General features: G+C 68.8%; 24 protein-coding genes. 7 read left to right on the top strand and 17 right to left on the bottom strand.

What is annotated here, in order from left to right; translation table 11 throughout:
- Position 1: 1 nt before the first annotated feature.
- From CNR27_RS13390 to CNR27_RS13340, 11 genes are all read right to left on the bottom strand, one after another.
- Positions 2-394, bottom strand: a complete 393-nt coding sequence (locus CNR27_RS13390) for a PTS sugar transporter subunit IIA (RefSeq protein ID WP_096299523.1) — start codon at positions 392-394, stop codon at positions 2-4.
- A gap of 100 nt (positions 395-494) precedes the next feature.
- Complete coding sequence (gene rapZ, locus CNR27_RS13385) at positions 495-1,370, bottom strand: RNase adapter RapZ (protein ID WP_096299521.1); 876 nt, start codon at positions 1,368-1,370, stop codon at positions 495-497.
- A complete protein-coding gene (hprK, locus tag CNR27_RS13380) occupies positions 1,367-2,326 on the bottom strand; it encodes an HPr(Ser) kinase/phosphatase (protein WP_096299519.1) in 960 nt (319 codons plus the stop codon). The genes rapZ and hprK overlap by 4 nt, the downstream gene beginning before the upstream one ends.
- Positions 2,323-2,796 carry a PTS sugar transporter subunit IIA gene (locus tag CNR27_RS13375; protein WP_096299517.1) on the bottom strand — a complete coding sequence of 158 codons (474 nt, stop codon included), beginning with the start codon at positions 2,794-2,796 and terminating at the stop codon, positions 2,323-2,325. The genes hprK and CNR27_RS13375 overlap by 4 nt, the downstream gene beginning before the upstream one ends.
- 39 nt (positions 2,797-2,835) lie before the next feature.
- A complete protein-coding gene (hpf, locus tag CNR27_RS13370; protein ID WP_096299515.1) occupies positions 2,836-3,162 on the bottom strand; it encodes a ribosome hibernation-promoting factor, HPF/YfiA family in 327 nt (108 codons plus the stop codon).
- 132 nt (positions 3,163-3,294) lie between these two features.
- Positions 3,295-4,734 (bottom strand): RNA polymerase factor sigma-54, encoded by a 1,440-nt coding sequence (locus CNR27_RS13365; protein ID WP_096300670.1) that lies wholly within the window; start codon positions 4,732-4,734, stop codon positions 3,295-3,297.
- 36 nt (positions 4,735-4,770) lie between these two features.
- A complete protein-coding gene (lptB, locus tag CNR27_RS13360; RefSeq protein WP_096299513.1) occupies positions 4,771-5,490 on the bottom strand; it encodes an LPS export ABC transporter ATP-binding protein in 720 nt (239 codons plus the stop codon).
- Positions 5,490-6,023: a lipopolysaccharide transport periplasmic protein LptA gene (gene lptA, locus CNR27_RS13355; RefSeq protein WP_096299511.1), complete on the bottom strand. Its 534-nt coding sequence runs from the start codon at positions 6,021-6,023 to the stop codon at positions 5,490-5,492. The genes lptB and lptA overlap by 1 nt, the downstream gene beginning before the upstream one ends.
- Complete coding sequence (gene lptC, locus CNR27_RS13350; RefSeq protein ID WP_157745493.1) at positions 6,001-6,567, bottom strand: LPS export ABC transporter periplasmic protein LptC; 567 nt, start codon at positions 6,565-6,567, stop codon at positions 6,001-6,003. The genes lptA and lptC overlap by 23 nt, the downstream gene beginning before the upstream one ends.
- Positions 6,564-7,118 carry a KdsC family phosphatase gene (locus CNR27_RS13345; protein WP_096299509.1) on the bottom strand — a complete coding sequence of 185 codons (555 nt, stop codon included), beginning with the start codon at positions 7,116-7,118 and terminating at the stop codon, positions 6,564-6,566. The genes lptC and CNR27_RS13345 overlap by 4 nt, the downstream gene beginning before the upstream one ends.
- 40 nt (positions 7,119-7,158) lie before the next feature.
- A complete protein-coding gene (locus CNR27_RS13340) occupies positions 7,159-8,160 on the bottom strand; it encodes a KpsF/GutQ family sugar-phosphate isomerase (protein WP_096299507.1) in 1,002 nt (333 codons plus the stop codon).
- A 158-nt stretch (positions 8,161-8,318) separates the two neighbouring features.
- Between CNR27_RS13340 and CNR27_RS13335 the strand changes: the two genes are divergently transcribed.
- Genes CNR27_RS13335 through CNR27_RS13325 form a run of 3 tightly spaced genes read left to right on the top strand, consistent with a single transcriptional unit; the run spans position 8,319 to position 10,131 of the window.
- Complete coding sequence (locus CNR27_RS13335; protein ID WP_096300666.1) at positions 8,319-8,573, top strand: BolA family protein; 255 nt, start codon at positions 8,319-8,321, stop codon at positions 8,571-8,573.
- Positions 8,573-9,832, top strand: a complete 1,260-nt coding sequence (gene murA / locus CNR27_RS13330; protein WP_096299505.1) for a UDP-N-acetylglucosamine 1-carboxyvinyltransferase — start codon at positions 8,573-8,575, stop codon at positions 9,830-9,832. Before CNR27_RS13335 ends, murA begins: the two co-directional genes overlap by 1 nt.
- 35 nt (positions 9,833-9,867) lie before the next feature.
- Positions 9,868-10,131, top strand: a complete 264-nt coding sequence (locus tag CNR27_RS13325; RefSeq protein ID WP_096300665.1) for a hypothetical protein — start codon at positions 9,868-9,870, stop codon at positions 10,129-10,131.
- A gap of 90 nt (positions 10,132-10,221) precedes the next feature.
- Here CNR27_RS13325 and CNR27_RS13320 read toward each other — a convergent pair whose 3' ends face one another.
- The 4 genes from CNR27_RS13320 to purM form a co-directional block, all read right to left on the bottom strand.
- Complete coding sequence (locus tag CNR27_RS13320) at positions 10,222-10,938, bottom strand: DUF3108 domain-containing protein (protein ID WP_233580133.1); 717 nt, start codon at positions 10,936-10,938, stop codon at positions 10,222-10,224.
- Positions 10,938-11,660: a DUF3108 domain-containing protein gene (locus tag CNR27_RS13315; RefSeq protein ID WP_425435456.1), complete on the bottom strand. Its 723-nt coding sequence runs from the start codon at positions 11,658-11,660 to the stop codon at positions 10,938-10,940. Before CNR27_RS13315 ends, CNR27_RS13320 begins: the two co-directional genes overlap by 1 nt.
- 10 nt (positions 11,661-11,670) lie before the next feature.
- On the bottom strand, positions 11,671-12,327 hold the full coding sequence (purN, locus tag CNR27_RS13310; RefSeq protein WP_096299501.1) for a phosphoribosylglycinamide formyltransferase: 657 nt from the start codon (positions 12,325-12,327) through the stop codon (positions 11,671-11,673).
- 269 nt (positions 12,328-12,596) lie between these two features.
- Positions 12,597-13,640 (bottom strand): phosphoribosylformylglycinamidine cyclo-ligase, encoded by a 1,044-nt coding sequence (purM, locus tag CNR27_RS13305; protein ID WP_425435454.1) that lies wholly within the window; start codon positions 13,638-13,640, stop codon positions 12,597-12,599.
- A 147-nt stretch (positions 13,641-13,787) separates the two neighbouring features.
- Between purM and CNR27_RS13300 the strand changes: the two genes are divergently transcribed.
- The 3 genes from CNR27_RS13300 to hda are packed head-to-tail and all read left to right on the top strand — an operon-like array spanning position 13,788 to position 16,795.
- Entirely contained in the window at positions 13,788-14,888 is a 1,101-nt protein-coding gene (locus tag CNR27_RS13300; RefSeq protein WP_425435453.1) for a DUF2066 domain-containing protein, read from the top strand.
- 16 nt (positions 14,889-14,904) lie between these two features.
- Positions 14,905-16,086, top strand: coding sequence for an AI-2E family transporter (locus tag CNR27_RS13295; RefSeq protein WP_096299496.1), 1,182 nt, complete (start codon positions 14,905-14,907; stop codon positions 16,084-16,086).
- A 7-nt stretch (positions 16,087-16,093) separates the two neighbouring features.
- On the top strand, positions 16,094-16,795 hold the full coding sequence (hda, locus tag CNR27_RS13290) for a DnaA regulatory inactivator Hda (protein ID WP_096299494.1): 702 nt from the start codon (positions 16,094-16,096) through the stop codon (positions 16,793-16,795).
- A 165-nt stretch (positions 16,796-16,960) separates the two neighbouring features.
- On the opposite strand, the gene murU is transcribed toward hda, so the two are convergent.
- On the bottom strand, positions 16,961-17,692 hold the full coding sequence (gene murU / locus CNR27_RS13285; protein ID WP_096299492.1) for an N-acetylmuramate alpha-1-phosphate uridylyltransferase MurU: 732 nt from the start codon (positions 17,690-17,692) through the stop codon (positions 16,961-16,963).
- 149 nt (positions 17,693-17,841) lie between these two features.
- Here murU and CNR27_RS13280 point away from each other — a divergent pair, with 149 nt between their 5' ends.
- Positions 17,842-18,315: a DUF6491 family protein gene (locus CNR27_RS13280; RefSeq protein WP_096299490.1), complete on the top strand. Its 474-nt coding sequence runs from the start codon at positions 17,842-17,844 to the stop codon at positions 18,313-18,315.
- On the opposite strand, the gene CNR27_RS13275 is transcribed toward CNR27_RS13280, so the two are convergent.
- A complete protein-coding gene (locus CNR27_RS13275; RefSeq protein WP_096299489.1) occupies positions 18,291-18,566 on the bottom strand; it encodes an oxidative damage protection protein in 276 nt (91 codons plus the stop codon). The genes CNR27_RS13280 and CNR27_RS13275 overlap by 25 nt on opposite strands.
- Positions 18,567-18,568: the final 2 nt, after the last annotated feature.

The following is an 18,568-nucleotide window of genomic DNA, read 5'->3' as shown; positions in this document are numbered from 1 at the left end:
GTCAGGCGTCGTCGAGCAGCACGCCGTTGCGGGCGCCCGCCGCGGCGGTGGCCGGCATCGCATCGAGGGCCTGCTCAGGATAATTCATGACCCGCAGCAACATCGGCAGGCTCAGCCCGGCGACGCGCCTGGCGGGCGTGCCGAGCCGCGCGAGTTCCGCGGCCAGGTTGCTGGGGCTGGCGCCGTAGAGATCGGTGAGCACGAGCACGCCATCGCCATCATCGACGCGCCGCATCGCCGCGCTTGCACGCGGCAGCGCGGTTTCAGGATCCTCGTCGAATGCGAGTTCGAACACCGCGGTCTTGAGCGGCAGCTGCCGCATCAGACGCGTCGCCACCGCGAACATCGCGGAACCGATCCCTTCGTGGGTCAACAGGAGTACGCCTACGGCCATCGGTGGACGTTAGCAGAGCGGGGTGACCGGCCGGAAGCACCACGCATGGTGCAATGTGTCGCAAACCACACCGAATGCCGCGCGCGCGGCCCCAGGCGGCTCAGTCGAGTTCGCGGTGATAGGTCGCCACGTCGCGCCATCCCTGCTCGCGCGCGTGACGGGCCAGGGCTTCCGCGAGGTAGACCGAGCGGTGCCGGCCGCCGCTGCATCCGAACGCGACCGTCACGTAGCTGCGCGTGTCGCTGCGCAGCCGCGGCAGCCAGTTGTCGAGGAACTGTGCGACCTGGCCCATGAAGTCACCCACGTCCGCCTGGCCTTCGAACCAGGTGCGCACGTCCGCGTCGCGCCCTGACAGCGGTCGCAGCCGCGGATCCCAGTGCGGGTTGGGCAGGCCGCGTGCGTCGAAGACGAAATCGGCGTCCGCCGGCACGCCGCGCCGGTAGGCGAAGGATTCGAACAGCAGCGACACCGACTCGTCCTGGGACAGGTTGAGCTCGGTGACGATGCGCCTGCGCAGCTGATGGACATTGAGGTCGCTGGTGTCGATGACGGTGTCGGCGAGGCTGCGCAGCGGTCGCAGCAGGTTGCGCTCGAGCGCGATCGCATCGGCCAGAGAAAGCCCTACGCGGCTCAGCGGATGCCTGCGACGGGTGTCGGCGAAGCGCCGCAGCAGCACCTCGTTCCCGGTTTCGAAGAACACCAGTCGCGGGTCGAGCCCCAGCGCGCCCACGCCGGCCAGCCAGCCGGGTACCTTCGACAGATCGGTGTGGCGGTTGCGCACGTCGATGCCCACGGCGAGCCGGCGCGGCGGCTCGTCGGCGCGGGTCACGCTGGCGACGAAGTCGGCGAGCATCGCCGCCGGCAGGTTGTCGACGCAGTAGAAGTCCAGGTCTTCGAATGTGCGCAGCGCAACGGACTTGCCGCTGCCCGACAGACCGCTCACGACATAGAAGAGGGGCGGGGTGCTTTCTTTCATGGGGCGCCCCGTTCCAGGAACTGTGAATGACGGGCGAGGAACGCCGCGGCGGGATCGAGCCCCTTGGTTCGCAGGTTGTGGATGCGCGTTGCCGCTTCGGCGAGCACCGCCAGATTGCGGCCGGGCATCACCGGCAGGGTGATCAATGGCACATCGAGGTCGAGGAGCCGACGCACGCCCAGATCGCCGGTCAGGCGCACCATGCCGTCGCCATCACCGGCCATCGTGTCGGCGTTGGGACGGCTGAGATGGATGATCAGGCGCAGGTACTTGTTCCGCTTCACCGCGGTATCGCCGAACATCTCGCGGATGTTCAGAACCCCCAGGCCGCGCAGTTCCAGCAGGTCCTGCAGCAGTTCGGGGCAGGTGCCGTCGAGCACGTCGGGCGCGATCTGGGTGAACTCCGGCGCGTCGTCGGCGACCAGCCGATGGCCACGGGTGATCAGCTCCAGCGCGAGTTCGCTCTTGCCCGAGCCGGACTCGCCGGTGATCAGCACGCCGATCGAATACACCTCCATGAAGACGCCATGCAGGGTGATGCGCGGCGCGAGCTGCCGGGCGAGGTGGTACTGCAACAGGTTGAGCAGTTCGTGGCCGCGGTTGGGCGAGCTCCACAGCGGCGTCTGCGATTCATCCGCCGCCTCGCGCAGGTCCTCGGGGCAGGGCTGATCCTTGCTGATGACGATCGCCAGCGGCCGGTACTGGATGACGCGTTCGATGGTCTCCCAGCGCAGCCGCGAATCCAGGCCGTCTAGCCATGCCAGCTCCTCGGTCCCGAGGATCTGCACCTTGTTGGGATAGATGATGTTGAGATAGCCGGCGAGCGAAGGGCGGCGGGCAATGGTCTCGACCGACTCGAGCACCTTGTGCCCGCCATGCTGGCCGGCCAGCCAGCGCAGGCCCAGACGCTCGTGCAGCTGCGCGAAGAGCTCCTGCGCCTGGATACTTGCGTTCATGGCGCCGCCCCCGCGGCTGGCGCCGCAGGATCGAGCAACAGCCCGCGCAGCTGCGACAGGTCGCGCGCATGACGCACGGCATCGCGGAATCCGGCGTCGGCGAAGCGCTCCACCAGGCCCGCCAGCGTCTGCAGATGTTGTTCGACCTGCTGGTCAGGCACGCACATCGCGAACACCAGATCCACCGGCTGGCCATCGGCCCCGTTGAAGTCGACCGGATGCGACAGGCGCAGGAATGCCGCCCGTGGTTCGCGGAATGCGGTGCTGCGCGCATGCGGAATCGCAACCCCGTGTCCGATCCCGGTGCTGCCCAGCTGCTCGCGGTCACGCAAGGCGTGGGCGAGCAGCGGGGTCAGCGTGGGCGAATTGCCCGCAAGCAGGCGCGCTGCGGAGTCCAGGACGACATCGCGGGAACCGGGCGCCACCACCATGACGATGCGGTCGGCCGAAAGCAGATCGGAAAAGGGCATGCCGCGAAGCCCGGAGGCGTGTACCTGGGGAGCCGCAGCCTAGCCGAAAGTACCGTCGCGTGCAGGGTTCTCCCCGCGGTGGTGGTCGACGACCTTCTTGCGGTGCTTGACCAGCAGGCGATCGAGCTTGTCGGCGAGCTGGTCGATGGCGACATACATGTCTGCCGCGCTGGCATCGGCGTGGAGGGCCTTGCCGGCGATCCGCATGGTGGCCTCGGCCTTGTGGTGCGGTTTGTCGACGCGCAACTGGGTGCGCACGTCCAGCGGTCTGTCGAAGTGTCTGGCGAGCTTCTGGAATTTGGTTTCCACGTGTTCGCGCAGCGCGGGCGTCACCTCGAGCTGGTGGCCATGGGTTTCGACTTGCATCGGCAAACTCCTTCTACGGTTCGGGAAGGACCCGCCCGCGATCGCGGGCGATCGGCCCCAGAGTAGCGCGGCAGGGGCCGGGTGCAAGCGCTGCCGACCGGATGCATGGGTCCCGGTCAGGCGGGTGCACATTCAGGCGATGCGTACCCGCTCGTGCGACGACGCGATATGCAGCGCTTCGCGGTATTTCGCCACCGTGCGGCGCGCCACCGGTACGCCGGCGGCCTTGAGCAGTTCGGCCAGCCGGGCGTCCGACAGCGGCTTGCGCGGGTTCTCGGCCTCGACCAGGCTGCGGATCATCTGCTGGATCGCGGTGCTCGACGCCTCGCCGCCGCCTTCGGTGCCGACGCCGGAGTCGAAGAACTCCTTCAGCGACAGGGTGCCGCGCGGCGTATGGACGTACTTGCGCGCGACGGCGCGCGAGACCGTGGATTCGTGCATGCCGATCTCTTCGGCAACTTCACGCAGCGTCAGCGGCCGCAGGGCCCGCTTGCCGAACTCGAGGAAACCCGACTGCTGGCGCACCAGGCAGCGCATGACCTTGAGCAGGGTCTCGCCGCGCGCCTCGATGTTCTTCAGCAGCCAGCGCGCCTCCTGCAGACGGCCCTTCAGATAGCCCGCATCGCTCGCGCCGCAGTGCTGGATCATCTGCTCGTAGCCGCGGTGGATGGTCAGGCGCGGCGCGTGCGAACCGGCCAGCACGACCCGCCAGACGCCGTTCTGGCGCGTGATCACGCAATCCGGCGTGACGTAGTTGTCGTGCGGCACGTTGCCGATCTGCGCGCCGGGCCTGGGGTCGAGACTGCGCAGCAGTTGCAGTGCGGATGCAGCTTCCTCGACCGTGCAGCCCAGGGCATCGGCGAGCCCTGAAGTGCCCAGCTTGGGCAGCCGCTCGATCTGCTCGCGCGCCGCACGCCGGGCCAGCTCGAGGCTGGGCGTCGCGGCGGGCAAGGTGTCGAGCTGCAGGCACAGGCATTCGCTCAGGCTGCGCGCGCCTACTCCCGCAGGATCGAAGCGCTGTACGCGACACAGTACGGCGGCGATCTCCGCGGCGTTCGCGCTGGTTTCGGGCAGCAGCGCCGCGGCGATGTCGTCAAGCGATTCGCGCAGGTATCCGTCATCGTCGATCGCGTCGATCAGCGCAATGCCGATATTGCGGTCGCGCGCCGACATCGTGCTCAGGTGCAGCTGCCAGAACAGATGGTCCTGCAGGCTTTCGGTCTGGACCATGCGGTCGGCAGGGTCGCTGTCGCCATCGCGGTCGCCACTGTGGCCGCCGCTCGCGCCGCGCTCGGGCCAGCGTTCGTCGCCATCGCCCTCCCAGGACTGCGCGGCCTCGCGCTCCCCGGAATCGGGGGCGTTCGAATCGTCCGTGTCCCGGGTGCGCTCGGATACCGGCTGGGTCGAGATCGGTGCCATCTCATCCCAGTCGAGCAGGGGATTGCTCTCGACCGCCGCGGCGATTTCCGACTCCAGTTCCACCGACGACAACTGAAGCAGATGCAGTGCCTGACGCAACTGTGGCGTCATGACCAGATGCTGCCCCAGCGATGTCTGCAGTCTTGGCTTCATCATCCCCGGCACTCCCCTGGCCGGATGCGGCGCCGACTACAGGCGGAAGGATTCCCCCAGGTAGACGCGACGCACATCCGGATTGGCCAGCAGCGCGTCCGGAGCTCCCTGTGCGAGGACGGCGCCGTCGCTGAGGATATACGCCCGGTCACAGATACCCAAGGTCTCACGGACATTGTGGTCGGTGATCAGTACGCCGATGCCGCGCGCCTTGAGATGGGTGACGATGCGCTGGATCTCGCCGACGGAAATCGGATCGACACCGGCGAAGGGTTCGTCGAGCAGCATCATCCGCGGGTTCGCGGCAAGTGCACGGGCGATCTCCACGCGTCTGCGTTCGCCGCCCGAGAGGCTGGCACCGGCCTGGTCGGCGACATGGGTGATCTGCAATTCGTCCATAAGGTCTGCAAGCGCCTTCTGGCGGCCGGCCTTGTCGAGATCTTCGCGCAGCTCCAGCACCAGCATGATGTTGTCCGCGACGCTGAGCTTGCGGAACACCGACGGCTCCTGCGGCAGATAACCGACGCCGAGCTTGGCGCGCATGTACATGGGCTCGGCAGTGATGTCGTGGCCGTCGAGCACGATGCGTCCGGCGTCGGCCGGCACCAGGCCGACGATCATGTAGAAACAGGTGGTCTTGCCGGCGCCGTTGGGCCCGAGCAGGCCGACGACCTCGCCCGGCTCCAGCGTCAGTCCGAATTCCCTGACGACTTCGCGCTGCTTGTAGCGTTTGCGCAGACCTTCGGCGACGAGCATCAGCGGCCGCCCTGCGCCGCAGGCTGCGCGGGTTGCGGGGTGCGCGGCTGGAACTGCATGCGCACGCGGCCCTGGCCTTCGCCGCCGCCCTGCACGCGGCCGGTCGACATGTTGTAGACGATGCGCTGGCCTTCGATCTTGCCCTGGCCGGGCTGGTTCACGACGGCGTTGCCGGTAAGCACGACGGTGTCGCTCGGCATGTTGTAGTCGGCTTGCGCCGCGGTCGCGTCGACCCAGCCGCCATCATCCATCTGCTGCTTCATCTTCACCGGGCTGCCGTTGAGGATCACGCGCTGGAATTCGCCATTGCTGCGGCGCAGATCGGCACGGGTCGCCTGGATTTCGAGGGTGCCCTGGGTGATCGTCACGCCACTGGTGAGCAGGCACGGCAGGCGCTCATCGCTGACCGAGCAATCGCTTGTGCCCGCATCGACATCGATCGGCTGGTTGCGGTCGGACGACTTCGCGGCCGCGCCCATCGGCACGGCAAGGGCTGCAAGCAGCAGCAGGCTAACGGCGGGAGTTCGGTTCATTGCGGAGTTTCACCTCGGAGAGAAGCTCGATCCGTCCCGAATCGAGGTCGGCACGCATGCCCGTGCCCTGCATTGTAAAACCGGGCTGGACGACATCCACGAGGACATCGGACGTGGCGTGGTTGCGCTGCGGAAAGACGTTCAGCGCTTCGGTGCGCATGCGGGTCGGACGCGGATAGCCTTCGGGGCTGTCGGCAACGACTTCGCCGCGCAGACGGACTTCGTCGTTGCTCTCCGACACCCAGCCCGTCTTTGCGCGCACGGTCCAGCGCCCCTCGCCATCGGATTCCGGGATCAGGAACAGCGGTGTCACCAGCTCCAGGGTGCGTGCGCCCGGGGTCTGCTGCAGCTCGGGTGCCTGCAGCGAAAAGGCTTCGCGACCTTCATTGTTGAGGGCGACGATGTCGAAATCGCGCAGCAGGTAGTCGGTCCTGCCGTCGGCCGCATCCTCCGGGATGATGCTGTCGTTCTGCCGCCAGACCGACCAGCCGGACACCAGTGCCCCCAGCAACAACACCACGGTGAGGGTCAGCCGCCAGTTCACGAGATCCGTCCGTCGGCGTGGATGCCGGCAAGCCGTCCCTGCGCATGCAGGATCAGATCGCACAGTTCGCGCCCGGCGCCGCGACCGCCGCCGGCGCGGGTGCGCCAGTGGGCGCTGTCGCCGGCGCAGGCATGGGCATCGGCAGGCGCCACCGCCAGGCCGACCGCGCGCATCGCGCCCACGTCGGCGAGGTCATCGCCCATGAAGGCCGCCTCGTCCAGGCCGATACCGAGCGCCGCGCACAGCGATTCGACCCGCGCGCGCTTGTCGGCTACATGCACATGCGCCTCCACACCCAGATCCGCGGCGCGGCGCTCGACGATGCCGCCCTTGCGCGCGGTCACCAGCGCGACTCCGATGCCTGCCTTGCGCAGCAGCACCAGGCCCTGGCCATCGTGGACATGGAAGGTCTTGATCTCTCGACCATCGCTGTCGAAGGCAAGATCGCCATTGGTCAGCGTGCCGTCGACGTCGAAACAGGCCAGGCGCACGCGCGCGGCGCGGGCAAGGATCGCGCCGGGAACATCGGCGAACGGCGGGCTGGCTGGCATGGGGGCGGGTTGGTCCGGCATCTTCTGAACAGGGCCTCGGTTACACCACGCGGGCGCGCAACAGGTCCTGAACATTGAGTGCGCCGACCACACGGCGCGCCTCGTCGACGACCGGCAGCATGGTGATCTTGCGGGTTTCCATCAGCCGCGCGGCCTCGACCGCGAGCGCATCCGCGCCGATCGCGATCGGGTCGCGGGTCATGACGTCGGCAATGCGCGCATCGCGCACGTCGATCGCCGGGTCGGTCAGGGTGCGACGCAGGTCGCCGTCGGTATACAGGCCGATCAATCGCTGGGCTTCATCGACGACGACGGTCATGCCCAGTCGCTTGCGGCTCATCTCCATCAGCGCATCGGCCAGCGAGGCGTCTGCGGTCACCGCCGGAATCTCGCCTCCTCCGTGCATGACGTCGCGGATGTGCAGCAACAGGCGGCGCCCGAGCGCCCCGGCAGGGTGCGAACGGGCGAAATCGTCGGCCGTGAAGCCGCGTGCTTCCAGCATCGCCACCGCCAGTGCGTCGCCCATCGCCAGCGAGGCGGTGGTGCTCGACGTCGGCGCAAGCGCAAGCGGACAGGCCTCGGCCGGCACGCTGATGTCGAGATGGATGTCCGCGGCGCGGGCCATCGTCGAGTTCGCGCGACCAGTCATCGCGATCAGCGGGTTGCCCTGACGCTTGAGCACCGGCAGCAGCATCAGGATCTCGTCGGACTCGCCCGAATAGGACAGGGCCAGCACGACATCGGCATCGGTGATCATGCCGAGATCGCCGTGGCCGGCCTCGCCCGGGTGGACATAGAACGCCGGCGTGCCGGTGGAGGCCAGGGTGGCGGCGATCTTGCGCGCCACGTGACCGGACTTGCCCATGCCTGTGCAGACCACGCGTCCGCGGCAGGCCAGCATGCGTGCGCAGGCCTCGGTGAATTCCCCGTCCAGACGCGCCGCGACCGCCTGCAGCCCCTGCACCTCGATCTCGAAGACGCGGCGTCCGCTGGCGGCGAAACCGGCCCCCCGGGCGGGGGCGTTTCGGGCGCTTTCGACCATATCCGGCACAGGGCTTTTCCGTTAGGCTAAGCCATTCATTTTATGCGCTACGCCGCGTGAATGCTCCGCGACAGGCAGCGTCGGTGCTGACGGCTCATGCGCGCTTCACCCGGCGCAGCGACGATCACGGCACGCTGCGCCGCTACAGGACCCGATTCTTGGATACCCAGACCATCACCGACCTCATCCTCAAGGGGATGCCCGATGCCGTGGCGAACGTGCAGGGGGACGACGGCGTGCACTTCGAGGCACTGATCGTCTCGCCCGCCTTCGCCGGCAAGCTGCCGCTCGCCCGCCACCGCATGGTCTACGCGACCCTCGGCCCGCTGATGGGCCGCGAGATCCACGCGCTCGCACTCGTGACCCGGACCCCGGACGAACACGCGGCAGCCACCGGCGCGGGGCAGGGCTGATGGACCGGATCGTTGTCACCGGCGGAGCCACGCTGCAGGGTGAGGTGCGCATTTCCGGCGCCAAGAACGCCGTGCTGCCGATCCTCTGCGCGACCCTGCTGGCGGATTCCCCGGTCGAGGTCACCAACGTCCCGCACCTGCACGACGTGCTGACCACGGCCAAGCTGCTGTCGGGGCTCGGCGCGGGCGTCGAGCACGATGTCGAGTCCGGGCGGGTGACCGTCGATCCCCGCAGCGTCAGCAGCCACGTGGCGCCCTACGAGCTGGTGCGCACGATGCGTGCATCGGTGCTGGTGCTCGGGCCGCTCCTCGCGCGCCATGGCGCGGCCGAGGTCTCCCTGCCGGGCGGCTGCGCGATCGGCGCCCGTCCGGTGGATCTGCATATCAAGGCGCTCGAAGCGCTGGGTGCGCGGATCACCGTCGAACACGGCTTCATCCGGGCCAGTGCCGAGCGCCTGCGCGGCGGGCACGTGGTGTTCGAGACCATCAGTGTCGGCGCGACCGAAAACGTGTTGATGGCGGCGACGCTCGCCGATGGCGTCACTTTGATCGACAACGCCGCGCGCGAGCCCGAGATCGTCGATCTGGCCGAGTGCCTGATCGCGATGGGCGCAGACATCCGCGGCGCCGGTACCTCGCGCATCGAAGTGCGCGGCGTCGAGCGGCTGCACGGCGCGAGCCATGCGGTCATCGCCGACCGGATCGAGACCGGCACCTTCCTCGTCGCCGCGGCAATGACGCGCGGTCGTGTCACCGCAGTCGGCGCGCGCCCCGACACGCTCGGCGCGGTGGTCGAGCGGCTGCGCCATGCCGGTGCGTCCGTGGAGATCGACGGCGACCGGATCACCGTCGACATGCAGGGACGGCGGCCGCGCGCGATCGATATCGTCACCGCGCCGCATCCGGGCTTCCCGACCGATATGCAGGCGCAGTTCATGGCCATGAACTGCATCGCCGAAGGAACGGGCACGATCGACGAGACGATCTTCGAGAACCGCTTCATGCACGTCAGCGAGCTGATGCGGCTGGGCGCGGTGATCGACATCGACGGCCCGCGCGCCAGCGTCCGCGGCGTCGAGCGCCTGAGCGGGGCCCCGGTGATGGCGACCGACCTGCGCGCGTCGGCTTCGCTGATCCTGGCAGGGCTCGTGGCCGAGGGCGAAACCCTGATCGACCGCATCTACCATCTGGACCGTGGCTACGAACACATCGAGCGCAAGCTCTCCGGCCTCGGCGCGCAGATCCGGCGGGTGCGCTGACGGTGGCGTTCAACGCGCGGATCACGAAACGTCGCATGGCCCTGTTCGTAACGATCGCGGCCGTGCTGTTGGGTCTGGGCTGGATGAGCTACACGGGCGCCGCCGCGCTCAGCGGCATGGCGTTCCGGGACATGGACTGGAACGAGGACGGCGAGCTGACCCGCCGCGAGATCCTGCAGGGGTTCTTCTCGGTGAAGGCGGTCCGCAGCACGGAAGGCCAGCGCAGCTGCGTCGACTATCGCTGGCGCGACAGCGACGAGTCGATCCGACTGGAATGCCGGACCGAGGCCGCGCCCTGAGCGTCACCGCTTCCGCAGGGGCGCAGCCACCCATGAACGAAAAGGCCCCGCATCGCGGGGCCTTTTCGCATTGCGCGGGGGGCGCGGGGGTCAGTTCACTGCCTGCAACCGCATGTCGATCTGGTCCTTGCCGTCGCGGCGCTGCAGCAGCCGCGCGGGTACCGGCATGCCGTCGACGACCCAGGCGATGATCTGGCGACGCCCGTCGGTGCGCACCACCTTGGTCGCATCGAGCGTCCGTCCACCCACCGTGACCTGCTCGGTGCCTTCGCGCTCGAACACCTGGCGCTTGGCGCGCCCGTCCTCGACCAGGCGATAGCGCAGCGGCGACTTGCCGGCCTGCACGTCGCGTACCAGCACGAGGTTCATCAGCATGCCGTCCAGATCGCCCGGCTGGAGTTTCACCGGCCCGGCCTGGCCCTCGCGGACATCGCCACTGAAGCGCGCTTCTCCCGCGTTCCAGTCGTAGGCGGTGTTCAATTCCCGGTTCTTCAACAGCATGGCCGCGATGCCGGATTCGCCGCGCTGGGAATCGCTGCTCGACACGGGACGCCACTGCTCGCCGTTGGCTTCGAAGGTGGTGACCTGTTCCAGGCGCGCGCCGGCGCCGGTGACTTCGAGCCCGTACTTCCAGCGGTTGTCGGACTCCTGGGCGAGGGTCATCTTCGCCTGGGCGCGCATGCCCATGTAGTTGGCCTGGTAGGTCGCGTTGAACGGCTCGATCGCCAGCGCGGGCAGCGTGGCGATGGCGAGCACAGCCGCGCCGGTCGCAGCGATCAGGCGTGACATGGGCTTGTTGCACTTCATCATGGAGCTCCTTGGTATTCGACCAGGCGCAGGTCGACTGCGTCCTCGCCGTCTTCACGTTGCAGGATGCGGATCGGCGTCGGTACGCCTGCCGCGACCCAGATGATCATCTCGTCATTGCCACCATTGGTCCGTGAAACGCGCAGCGCCGAATAGCTCATCTCGCCGACCGGAAGGATCTCGGGCTCCGCCGCCGCCTGATAGGCGTAGTCGCGCACCCGGCCGCCATCGACGAAGCGGTAGTTCAGCGCCGCGCCCGGGGCCGCATCTCGCATGACCGCCAGATTGATCAGCAACGCGCTCATGTCCCCGGGCTGCAGCGGCACGGGATCGCGCCGGCGCTTGCTCAGATCGCCGGTCCAGCGGGCGACACCCCGACTCCAGTCGTAGATGCCCTCGATTTTGCGGTTGAAGAACACGGCGGCCTTGCGCGTCGTGGTCTGGCGCAGCGGCCGGTAGATGCCCGCGGCCACATCGAACAGGGTGTCCTGTTGAAGGTTCAGGCCGAGGATGCCGGCGAAGCCGCGGTTGCCGCGGATTCCAAGATCGATCCGCCACTGGGCGCCCTCGGGCTGCAGTCGCATGGTCGCGGTGCCGGCCTGTTTGCCTTGGTACCAGGCGTCGTAGGTAGCCACGAAAGGCTGCAGATCGTCCGCATGCGAAACCGCCGGCGCAAGGGCCAGCATCAGGGATGTCAGCAGCAGGGGCAGGGAGGCGCGCATCGGTGCGCCATCATGCGAACCGGTCTGTGGCTGCCAGCTGAAGCGGCGCAGTGGCCATTCTGCCGTCGACATGCACCCCGTCGGCCTGCCAGCGCACCCGTCCCGCGGCGATCCAGCGCAGCGTTTCCAGCAGCAACGGGTGCTCGCGCGCGAGCACGCGCGCGGCCAGCCGCGCCGCGTCGTCGTCCGCCAGCACCGGGACCCGGGCCTGTGCGATCACCGGCCCGCCATCGAGTTCGGCGGTGACGAAGTGCACGCTGCCGCCGTGTTCGGCGACGCCGGCCTCGAGCGCGCGCTGATGGGTGTGCAGACCCTTGAATGCAGGCAGCAGGGAAGGGTGGATGTTGATCAGGCGGCCTGCCCGCGATGCCAGGACGTGGGCGCCGATCAGGCGCATGTAACCGGCGCAGACGATCAGGTCCGGGTCGTCGGCGTCGATCGCATCGAACATCGCGCTGTCATGGCTGGGGCGGTCCGCGAAATCGCGCGGGCGCATCGCCCGGGCGGGAATGCCTGCGCCGCGCGCGCGTGCCAGGGCCTGGGCATCGCCACGGTCCGACCAGACGCCGGTCACTTCCGCGTCCAGCGTGCCCGCGTCGATCGCGTCGACGATCGCCTGCAGGTTGCTGCCGCGCCCGGAGGCCAGTACCGCGATTCGCAACGGCATCTCAGGCGACCTCGCTACCGCGCCTGGTCCACGCCGGCGCGGCGACCATCAATCGCTGCGCGACGAGGATTGACGCCAAGGCAGTGACGATAGTGCGGGAAAAACGTGCAGCCGCGTCTGCGGTGAGGCGCCCGCCTGTCATGCCGGTCAAAGCGCCGGATGGACGGCCGGTCGCAATGCGCGCCGGCCAGTCGGGCTGGCGAGGAGGGCGGGGGGGAATCGGCAGCAGGTGCAGGGGCTCGTCGTCGAGGGCCTGCGCCGGGGCGGCCTCAGCCGATGCGGACACGTTCGCCGTCGCCGGCCGTGACCACTTCGCCGATCCGCCAGTGCGCCAGGCCCAGGCCATCGAGCGCGGCGCCGAATGTGGCCACGGCCTCTGCCGGAACCACCAGCACGAAGCCGATGCCGCAGTTGAACGTGCGCCACATTTCGTGGTCGGCAACCGCGCCCTCGCGCTGCAGCCACTCGAACACCGGCGGCTGCGGCCAGGACGATGCGTCGATGGTCAGGCCAAGGCCGTCGGGAATCACGCGGATGATGTTCTCGGTCAGGCCGCCGCCGGTGACGTGGGCCATCGCATGCAGCTGCGGGCCGAGCTCGGAGCGCAGCAGTTCGAGCACCGGCTTCACGTACAGCGTGGTCGGCGCCATCAGCGCATCGACCAGATTCACGCCGCCGACCTCGATATCGTCCGGGCGGCCGGCACGTTCGAAGATGCGCCGGATCAGCGAGTAGCCGTTGGAATGCGGCCCGCTCGACGCGATGCCGATCAGCGCGTCGCCGGCGCGGACCTTGCCACCGTCGCGCAGTTCGGACTTCTCGACCGCGCCCACGGTGAAGCCGGCCAGGTCGTATTCGCCGATCGCGTACATGTCCGGCATCTCGGCGGTCTCGCCGCCGATCAACGCGCAGCCCGAGAGCTCGCAGCCGCGCGCGATGCCGCCGATGACGGCCGCGGTGGTATCGATGTCGAGCTTGCCGGTGGCGAAGTAGTCGAGGAAGAACAGTGGCTCGGCGCCCTGCACCAGCACGTCGTTGACGCACATCGCGACCAGATCGATGCCGATCGTGTCGTGGCGGCCGAACTGCTGGGCGAGCTTGAGCTTGGTGCCCACGCCGTCGGTGCCCGAGACCAGTACCGGCTCGCGGTACTTGCCCGACAGGTCGAACAGCGCGCCGAAACCGCCCAGGCCACCCATCACCTCGGGGCGGAAGCTGCGCTTGACCAGCGGCTTGATGCGTTCGACGAGTTCATTGCCGGCATCGATGTCGACGCCGGCGTCGCGGTAGGTCAGGGGAGTGGGAGCGGTCACGGCAGCCGTCATCTGGCGGGAAGACCGCGGATTTTAGCAGCCGCCCGCGCCACAGTCGCGGTTTCCTGCCGCGCGGGCGCCACGGACCCTCCGCGCGGTTTGTGGCACCATCGCGCCTCGATTCCGCCCCGATCCAGGACCCACCGGATGCACTGCCCGAAGCGTTTGTTGAGAATGTCGACATGGCTGCTGGCGGCGCTGCTCGGCCTCTCCATGGCATCTGGCGCGGTGTTCGCCCAGCGCATGGAAGGCGACCGCGCCGCGGCGATCGGCCTGTATGCGGCGGAAATCCCGGTGCGCAGCCAGAGCGAGAGCGAACGCGAGGCCGGGTTCGCGCGTGGCCTGGCGCAGGTGCTCGGCAAGCTGTCGGGCGACCGCAATGCGGCGCAGCGTCCGGGCGTCGCGCAGGAACTGCGCCGCGCCGGCCAGTACGTCGAGGGCTACGACTACCGCCAGGACGAAGGTGTCTCGTCGCGCGGCTCGCCGACTTTCACCACCACCCTCGTCGTGCGCTTCCGCCAGGACGATGTCGATGGCGTTGCCGCGGCGCTCGGCCTCCCGGTGTGGCCCGACCCGCGTCCCAAGCCGGTGATGTGGCTGGCGATCGATGACGGCTCCGGCCCGCGCCTGGTCGCCCTGCAGCAGAACAACGTCGCCCGGCCCGCGCTGCAGCGTGCGATCGAGCGTGGATATCGCCTCGGATTGCCGACGGGAAATGCCGCCGAACAGGCCGCGGTCGGTGCGATCTGGCGCGGCGACGTTGGCGCCATCGCGCGTATCTCGGCCCGCTACAACCCGCCGATGCAGCTGATCGGCAAGCTCTATCGCAATGGCGAAGGCGGCGGCTGGAAGGCCGACTGGATCTTCGTCGACAACGGCCGCGTGCTCGCGCGCTGGAGCGAGACCGGCGACGACGCGCGCCGCACGCTGGCCACCGGCGCGGACGGCGCCGCCGATGCCCTGACCAAGCGCTATGCGCGCAGCAGCCCGGCCGGCGCGCCGTCGACCGAGTCCATCGTCTTCTCCGGCATCAACAGCAGCGCCGACTACATCCGTCTGTCCTCGTTGCTGCAGCGCATGTCGGTCGTGCGCGGCATCCGCCCGGTGCGGGCGACCCCGATGGGCCTGGAACTGCAACTGGATCTGCTGACCGGCCTGACCGGTTTCCGGCACATGGCCGACAGCAACGTCCTCGTCGAAGCCGACGGCAACATCGACGGCGAGCCCCCCGTGTTCCATCTGCGCTGACCCGGCGGAACCGTCCATGATTCCGACCGCCGAATCCGCCAACGCCGACATCGCGCGTTTCCTCAAGCGTCTGCAATGGGGGCTGGTGTTCCTTGCCGCCGGCTGGGTGATCTGGCTGCTCGGACCGATCCTGACCCCGTTCGTGCTCGCGTTGCTGCTCGGCTGGCTTGGCGACCCGCTGGTCGACCGGATCGAGCGCCGCGGACGGTCTCGCGCGGTCGCGGTCACACTGGTGTTCCTGTTGATGACCCTGGTGCTGGCCCTGGTGCTGATCATCCTGGTGCCGATGGTCGAGCGACAGATCGTGACCCTGATCGACAGCTTGCCGGCCTACCGCGACTGGGTGCTCGGCACCGCGTTGCCGTGGATCGAGCAGCGGACCGGTTACGAGGTCGTCTCGTGGCTCGATACCGACCGCCTGATCGAGCTGATCCGCGGCCACTGGCAACAGGCCGGCGGGATCGCGGCGACGGTGCTGGCCTACGTGTCGCGCTCGGGATTCGCGATCCTCGCGCTGGTCCTCAACCTGGTGCTGGTGCCGATCCTCGCGTTCTATTTCATGCGCGACTGGGATCTGCTGGTCGAGCGTGTCGCGGCCCTGATTCCACGCGATCACATCGACACCGCGACCCGTCTCGCACACGAGACCAGCGAATCGCTGGGTGGCTTCCTGCGCGGGCAGTTCCTCGTGATGCTGGGGCAGGGCGCGATCTATGCGGTGGGCATGTCGCTGGTCGGCCTGCGGCTGGGCCTGCTGATCGGCATGATCGCCGGACTGATCAGCTTCATTCCGTATCTGGGCGCGACGGTCGGGATCGCGCTGGCCGTGATCGCGGCGATCGTGCAGGCACAGGGCTTCGACTGGCAGCTGCTGATCCTGATCGGCGTGGTGTTCACGATCGGCCAGCTGGTCGAAAGCTACGTGCTCACCCCGCGCCTGGTCGGTGACCGCATCGGCCTGCATCCGGTCGCGGTGATCTTCGCGGTGCTTGCCGGCGGGCAGCTGTTCGGCTTCCTGGGCATGCTGCTGGCGCTGCCTGTGGCCGCGGTCGCCAACGTCATGCTGCGCTACGCACACGAGCGCTATACCCACAGCCGTCTCTACGCCGGCGACGGGCCGGAGATCGAGATCGCCGGCGCGGGCGCGCCGCGCGTGGTGATCGTCGCGGTCGACGGTCCGGGTCAGGGGCAGGCCTGAGTCCGGCATGAGCACATCGTCTCCCCAGCTGCCGCTGGCCCTCCGGTATCCGCCGGACCAGCGGCTGGAAACCTTCGTCTCTCCCGATCCGGCGCTGCTGCCGCAGCTGCGCGATTTCGCGCTGGCCGGCGTGCGGCGCGGGCTGTTCGTCGAGGGCGCGTCCGGTACCGGCAAGACCCATCTGGCGATCGCCCTGTGCGCCGAAGCCGACAAGCTTGGTCGGCGCGCGGTGTACCTGCCGCTGCGCGGCATTGCCGGGCGCCTGCGCGATGCCGCGGAGGGGCTGGATGGACACGATCTGGTCGCGATCGATGATGTCGAAGCCATCGTCGGCGACCGCGATGCGGAAGTCGCGCTGTTCGACCTGCACAATCGCCTGCACGACGCCGGCCGCGCCGTGTTCTACACCGCCCCGGCCGCGCCCGATCAGCTCGACATCGGCCTGCCCGACCTGCGTTCGCGGCTCGGCCAGTGCGTACGTGTGCCGCTGCCGGCGCTCGACGACGCGGGGCGGCACGATCTGCTGCGGCTGCGCGCCGAGCGCCGCGGGCTGCAGGTCGACGCGGCGACGATCGACTGGCTGCTGCGGCGTGTGGACCGCGACCTGCTCGCGCTGACCGCGCTGCTCGACCGTCTCGACCACGCCTCGCTCGCCTCGCAGCGGCGCTTGACCGTGCCCTTCGTGCGGCAGGTGCTGGCGAAGGACTGATCAGGCGCCAGCCGGGGGATGGCGGAATGCCCGCCCCAGCGGTCGGCATCGAGCGTGGTGATGCCTAGTTCGATGTCGGGATTGGCGTCCTGCGCGGCAGGCGCGGCGTCGGGCCCGTCACGCCGATGGGCGGCTGCAGCCCCGTCGCCGTAACTTCCCGCCCCGTCAGTCGGGAGTGGCAGTCAGTGCCTCGTCCAGCTGCGCGAGTCGCTCCGGGGTCCCGACATCGGTCCAGCGTCCGGGATGGTGTTCGCCGCTGACGCCACCGCGCGCCATCGACGCGCGCAGCAGCGGCGCAAGCTTGAAGCGCGGTGGCGTGGCATCGGCACCGGGCACGTCCCCGATGGTTGCGCGCCAGTGGCGCAGCAGCGCCGGGCGATAGACGCCGATACCGGAGAACGTGAGGCGGGATGGACCTTCGCTGCGCACCCGTCCTCCCTCGAGCGCGAAGTCGCCGGCGGGGTTGTGCCCGGGATTGTCGACCAGCACCAGATGCGCATCTCCGTCGGGTTCGGCGGGCAGGCGTCCGAGGTCGAAGTCGCTCCAGATGTCACCGTTGATCGCGATGAACGGCGCATCGTCGAGCAGGCGCAGGGCATGCAGCATGCCGCCGCCGGTCTCCAGTGGCGGCGCGCCCTCGTTCGAGTAATGCAGCCGCAGGCCCCAATGGCCGCCGTCCCCGAGCGTGGGAGCGAAGGCATCGGCGAGCCACGAGACATTGACCACCACGTCGCGTACCCCACACGCGGCGAGCCTTTCCAGGTGCCAGACGATCAGCGGCTTGCCGCCCGCGACCAGCAGCGGTTTGGGCGTGGTGTCGGTCAACGGGCGCATGCGCTCGCCCAGGCCCGCAGCGAAGATCAGGGCCTGTCGGGGTCCGGGAGACGATGGCGACATGGCGACGGGATTCCTGCGCAGGCGGGCGCGACAGCGTACCCGCCCGGCCGGCAACCGGCGACCGGCCTGCGTTGGTAGCCGTCACCGCGGCCTACGGTGCCGAGCGCATGCTTGAAGCGCTCTCCGCCACCTATGCCGCAGGAGTTCCCATGACCAGCTTTACCCGTTCCAATACCGGCCTTGCCGTGGCCGCGCTGGCCGTCGCCATGCTCGCCGGCTGCGCCTCCACGCCGCGCATGAGCGATGCCGAGAAGTACGCGCTCTATGAAGCCCATGCCGGCGCACCGGTCAGCAGTTTCCGCTACTACGGCTCGCTCAACGGCTTCACGCCGCTCGGCGACAGTGCGCTGGTGATCTGGACGCGGCCCCGCGAGGCCTGGCTGCTGGACCTGTCGGGCAGTTGCCCGGATCTGCCCTACACCAACGCGATCGGCCTGACGAGTTCGATGAGTCGCGTCAGCGCGCGCTTCGACAAGGTGCTGGTGCGCAGTTTCGGGTCGATCAACATCCCCTGCCAGATCCGGGAGATCCGCCCGCTCGACGTCAAGGCGATCCGTGCGGCGGAGAAGCAGAACGCTACCGACGCGCCGGCGATGGATCAGCCGTCGGACGTGGGCACGTAACCGGCGACACTGCCGGTCTGGCGCTCGAACAGGTACTTGCGCATCTGGTCCTCGAGGAAGGCGCGATGCTTGGGATCGAGGGGCGAAAGCCGGTTCTCGTTGATCAGCATGGTCTGGTGCGCAAGCCAGCGCGCCCAGGCCGGTTTGCCGATGCTCGCGAACACCTGCTTGCCGAGTTCGCCCGGCCAGGGAATGAAATCCAGGCCCTCGGTTTCGATCTGGTCGTGAACGCAGAAGACGCGTCGGCTCATGT

This window comes from Luteimonas chenhongjianii (assembly GCF_002327105.1).
In the GTDB taxonomy this organism is placed as follows: domain Bacteria; phylum Pseudomonadota; class Gammaproteobacteria; order Xanthomonadales; family Xanthomonadaceae; genus Luteimonas; species Luteimonas chenhongjianii.
The sequence above is the reverse complement of the archived record's forward strand: the minus strand, read 5'-3'. Positions and strand labels throughout refer to the sequence as shown.